The 4,379-nt window shown below is 69.7% G+C and carries 5 protein-coding genes; 4 read left to right on the plus strand and 1 reads right to left on the minus strand.

Features of this window, described 5'->3' with window-relative positions:
* Positions 1 to 418: 418 nt before the first annotated feature.
* Positions 419 to 1,504, plus strand: a complete 1,086-nt coding sequence (locus C7C46_RS23720; RefSeq protein ID WP_181442487.1) for a pentapeptide repeat-containing protein — start codon at positions 419 to 421, stop codon at positions 1,502 to 1,504.
* Positions 1,505 to 1,926: 422 nt separating this feature from the next.
* On the plus strand, positions 1,927 to 2,343 hold the full coding sequence (locus C7C46_RS23725; protein WP_181442488.1) for a hypothetical protein: 417 nt from the start codon (positions 1,927 to 1,929) through the stop codon (positions 2,341 to 2,343).
* Between the two features lie 87 nt (positions 2,344 to 2,430).
* Here the strand turns inward: C7C46_RS23725 and C7C46_RS23730 are convergent, their stop codons facing one another.
* The gene (locus tag C7C46_RS23730) at positions 2,431 to 2,841 is read right to left on the minus strand and encodes a hypothetical protein (RefSeq protein ID WP_110671936.1); all 411 of its coding nucleotides are present in this window, start codon (positions 2,839 to 2,841) and stop codon (positions 2,431 to 2,433) included.
* A 640-nt stretch (positions 2,842 to 3,481) separates the two neighbouring features.
* Here C7C46_RS23730 and C7C46_RS23735 point away from each other — a divergent pair.
* Both C7C46_RS23735 and C7C46_RS23740 read left to right on the plus strand, forming a co-directional pair.
* Complete coding sequence (locus C7C46_RS23735) at positions 3,482 to 4,090, plus strand: sigma factor-like helix-turn-helix DNA-binding protein (protein WP_181442489.1); 609 nt, start codon at positions 3,482 to 3,484, stop codon at positions 4,088 to 4,090.
* 5 nt (positions 4,091 to 4,095) lie between these two features.
* Positions 4,096 to 4,379 (plus strand): hypothetical protein (locus C7C46_RS23740; RefSeq protein ID WP_146259189.1); only part of this gene is annotated, 284 nt, incomplete at its 3' end.

Here is a 4,379-nt window from a genome sequence, read left to right on the forward strand (position 1 = left end):
CTTGGCGATGGCCGCAGGGATCTGGCACAACAACCTGATCGGCGCACCGGTCACCCGCTCGCTGATCGCCTACGACCACTAATCACATCGGAACTACTCGTCTAGGGCCGACAGTAGCTCTCCCGCACCGGAGCTCTCGCGCTGCGCGGCGCCGTGCAGGTCTCGCCCGCCCGCCCCAGGTGCGCCGCATCCGCCCGTGACTGGCTGTCTCGGCGGACTCCCGGGTAACAGGGAGCACCGGGCCAGGTACCGCCGCTTTCTGGGCGGCCCGGACCCCAGAATTGTTATGGGGGAGGCCACGTCCGCATGACGGCCGCATCCTGCTGCCCCAGCTCCTGGTGGCTGCTGGCCGCTGCGGGCGTCGGTATCGTCCGGGAAGCCATGCGGCATGGTGCCGCATCGAGGTGACGGAGGATCAGTGGCCAGGACTGACGAGAAGCGACCGAGCCGCCCGCAGACCGCGATCGCGATAGCCGCAGTCCTGCTCGCGGTGGTGGCGGTGTTCCTGCTGCTGTGGCGAGGGCCGTGGGTTCTGGACCGGCTGCAGCTGGGGCATCTGGGCAAGGACGACGGGCCACGGGCCACGGTCGTTGCCGGGTTCCGCACTGCACTGGCCGCGCTGGTCGTCGGCACCGTCGGGGTCGGCGGCCTGTACTTCACCGCGAAGACGCTTCAACACACCCGCGACAAGGACCGAAAGCAGGAGGAGCTGACCCGCGAAGGCCAGGTCACCGATCGGTACATCAAGGCCGTCGGGCTGCTGGCCACCAGCGACGAGAAGGCCATCACCGCACGCATGGCCGGTGTCTACGCGCTGCAGCGCATCATGCGGGACTCCGAGAAGGACCACGACACCATCGTCCAGCTCCTGGCCGCCTTCATCCGCCAGAGCTCGCCGATGCCGCCGCCCGAGCCGGTCGGCACCACGACCACGGCAGCGCGCCGTATGGTGCCCGACGACGTGCAGGCCGCCCTGACCGTCCTCGCACACCGCCCCGAACGGGAGGAGCAGTTCCGCATCGACCTGAGCAACGCCGACCTCAGCGGCGCCGAACTGGCGACCGCACGGCTCGAAGGCGCTACCTTCGTCGGAAGCCGACTGGATAGGGCCTCACTCACCGGCGCCCGGCTGCGGAAAGCCAACCTTTGGAAGGCCTCTCTCGAAGGTGCGGTCGCCGACGGCGCGGACTTGTCCAACACGTCCCTCGAGGAGGCCAACCTGACGACAGCCGACCTCACCGGCGCCGACCTGCGCGAGTCCACCTTGCGCTCCGCGATCCTGCACTTCGCCCATCTCACCAGGGCGAAACTGGATGGCGCCGACCTCATGGAAGCCCAGCTCATGGCAGCGGACGGTACAGCTATCGCCATCACCGATGGCCCCCAGCAACTCCTCAAAGCGCGCCGCGTTACGAGAGCCACGCTGCTCAACCCCGGCCTCGCGGCGGACCCCGAGCTTGCGCGGCACATCGAGGCCTGCGACCACGAGTACCTCGGAGGCTGACTCCTGGGCCCGGGCATTGGTTCGGGTTTGACAAGGGGTCACGCGAAACACCGAGCCGGAGACCCGCAGCGGGCAGCACCTGGTGGCTGCGGCGCCTCAGGGGACGCCGGTGTTCGGCCTGGTTCAGCGGTGGTGGGCAAGCCATCAAGCGGCGCCTCTGCACGCCTTAGCCGTGCAGAGGTACAGCTCAACCCGGCGGCGAAGCCACCGACTTCAGCGGCCCGATCTGCTCCTCGCCGGATCCAGTCTGTCCGCTGCGCCGAGCCCTGCTCCGCCCGCTCGGCCCGTCGTCTGGCGCAGCCGGTTCTGACGGCCTGTTCCCTGGTGAATGGTGTTGACCTTGCTGTTCGGCGAGGCGTTGGATAGACGCTCCGGGCCGGGCCCCACACCCGGCCCGGAGCGCAGGAAGGAACTGATGCCCTGTGACCGACTCCCACCAAGAGCAGCCGAGCACCCGCCGCCATGTCGACTGTCAGGACTGCCAGGCCGGGCCGGACGGCGGCGATGTCCGCACCATCTCCGTCGGCCGGGACATGACCGTCACGGAGATCTGGCACACCGATACGTGCCCCACCTACACGATCGAGCGGATCCTGCTGGAAGCCGGCGCCGCGAAGGTCGAGGAACAGGGCGGGAGGGCCAAGGATGCCTTCCCCGCCGCCCACCAGCGGCTCCATGAGGCCGCCGCCACAATCCCGGCCGACAACGCCGCAGCACCGTTCGTCACGGCCCTCCTGGAACTCATCCAGGCCCAGGCCGACGACACCGGCCGCTTCGTCACCCTGCCGACCTGGACCGAGATCCTCGACCGCAACTTCCCGCCGCAGGACCCGACCTGAGCGGCCCCGCCACACATAGCTGACCGCGGCATGCCGAAGGCGCCGGCCCCCAAAGTGGTCGGCGCCTTCGGCATGCCGCACGGTGGGTCAGAGCAGCTTGAAGGCGGCCTCGGTGGTGGCGGCCAGAACGAACGCGTCGACGTTGGCCTCGACGGGGAGGGAGTTCGCTGCGCCGCCGCCCCACTTGATGGCGGAGATCAGCCAGCCGGCGGTGAAGGGCACGGGGATGTCGTACCGGTGACGGGCCTGGTGGGCGATCAGGCCGTAGGTGCGGGTGGCGCGCTCTTCGTCGCGGATCAGCAGCCACCGCAGTGCCTGCGCCGTCGCCGGTGTTGGGGCGGGAAGGCCGGCGTACTGCGCGCTCTCGTAGGTGGCCTCTCCCTCGGCCCACTTCTTGCGGAACGCGGTGGTGCTGGGGCGGATCAGCGACAGGAGCGCGGCGTCGAGCAGCACTCCGGCAGCGACGTGGAGCGGGAGTTCGGTCGCCTGGTCGAACACGTGCAACCTCCGATCTGCCAGCGGGCAAGACCCAGCCACGCTACGTCCTGTTCCGTGACTCTGCGCCTGAATGCGAAGATCCAGGCCGCCCGGTGGGAGCGGGACCGGCCGCTCGCACCGGGAACCGGCGTCCCTGATGGCCGTCCGGGCGTGATGACCCGTCACTTTCCGCCGTGAGCCGGGCGCCGACCTGCTGCCGGGGGGGCGTGCGGCCGCGTGTTCCCCTCGGCCGTTCGATCCGGGGATCCCGCTTCCATGACTTGAAGTCTGCGTGCGGCCACTGCGGTGGCCCATCGTCAGGAATTGGGTCGATCTGTCATGTTATCGGCCAGTTCGGCGTTCCAAACCTCGGAATATGACCCCCCGCAACTCTTTACCTTCGAGGCGTGAACGATCCCGGTGTTCGACCGACATGATGCTGTCTGTCGCCACGCTCCGGCCATCAACACCCAACGGAGCGTCACATCAGGCTCCCTGCCTCTGCCGAGTAAGGACCCCGCGCCATGTGTGCCCCCACTCCCGTTCCCGCCGGGCTCGCCGCCCGGTTCTGCCGTCCTTCGGGCGGCCTTGTGCTCGGAACCGCCGGCTCCCCGCGCCCGCGCGGCAGCGTCCCGGACGCGGCGGGGGAGGCGGAGGCGTAATGAGCGAGCTGCCCTTCACCGATGCCGCCGGCACTGCGTCGTCGCGGCGGACCGACCTGCCCATAGCCTTCAGGGGCTTCCAGGAGCTCCACGGCCATTCATACTTCGACTACCCGTTCACGATCCTCGGCGACCACGCGCTCGCCCAGGCGCTGGTGAACGAGGTCTTCCTCGCCCTCGCCGACCGGTGGGACCGCGTGCTGACCGAGCCCAACCCCCACGCGTACGCCTGGGCAGCCCTGCGTTGCACCGTCGAGGCCGAGCGGGCGCGCCGAGACGAGCACCGGCTGCTGGTCGAACGGATGGTGTTCTCCGTTGTGGTGCACCGCGAGGCCCAGCCGCTCATCGCCGACATCGACGCCGACACTACCGACCTTGAGGTCGGCATCTCGGTCGCGGCTGCGGTCCTGGAGCCCTCCGGCGCCAAGTTCGATGTCATCATCCTGCGCTACCTCAACCGCTTCAGCGTGGAGCGCACCGCCCGGGCGATGGGCATCGACGAGACCACGGTCCGCTCGCTCACCTCTCAAGCTAAGGCGAAGATCCGGGCCCTCCTCGCCCCGCGCCGCCTGCTGCACCCCGGCCCCGCCAAGTCCGACCAGGAGTGATCTCGATGACCTACGACATCGACCGCCTGCTGGAGGGCGCCGGCCCTACTCCCGGCGCCCGCCCCCGTTACGACCTCGAAGCTGGCCGCCGCTACGTTGCCGAGAAGCAGGCCGCCCGCAGGGTGGCCCCCACCGCGGCGCCTCGCCTTGGCGCGCCCGGGCCCGCCTCGCCCGTCTCGGCAACGCTGGGCAACTCCCTGCTCGACGACGCTAGCCGCGACCTGTTGGCCCTGGCCAAGCTCGTCATCAACGAGCCCGGCGCCGACGCCCTAGGGCCTGTTCCGAGTTC

The organism is Streptomyces tateyamensis (assembly GCF_003205575.1).
Lineage (GTDB): Bacteria > Actinomycetota > Actinomycetes > Streptomycetales > Streptomycetaceae > Kitasatospora > Kitasatospora tateyamensis.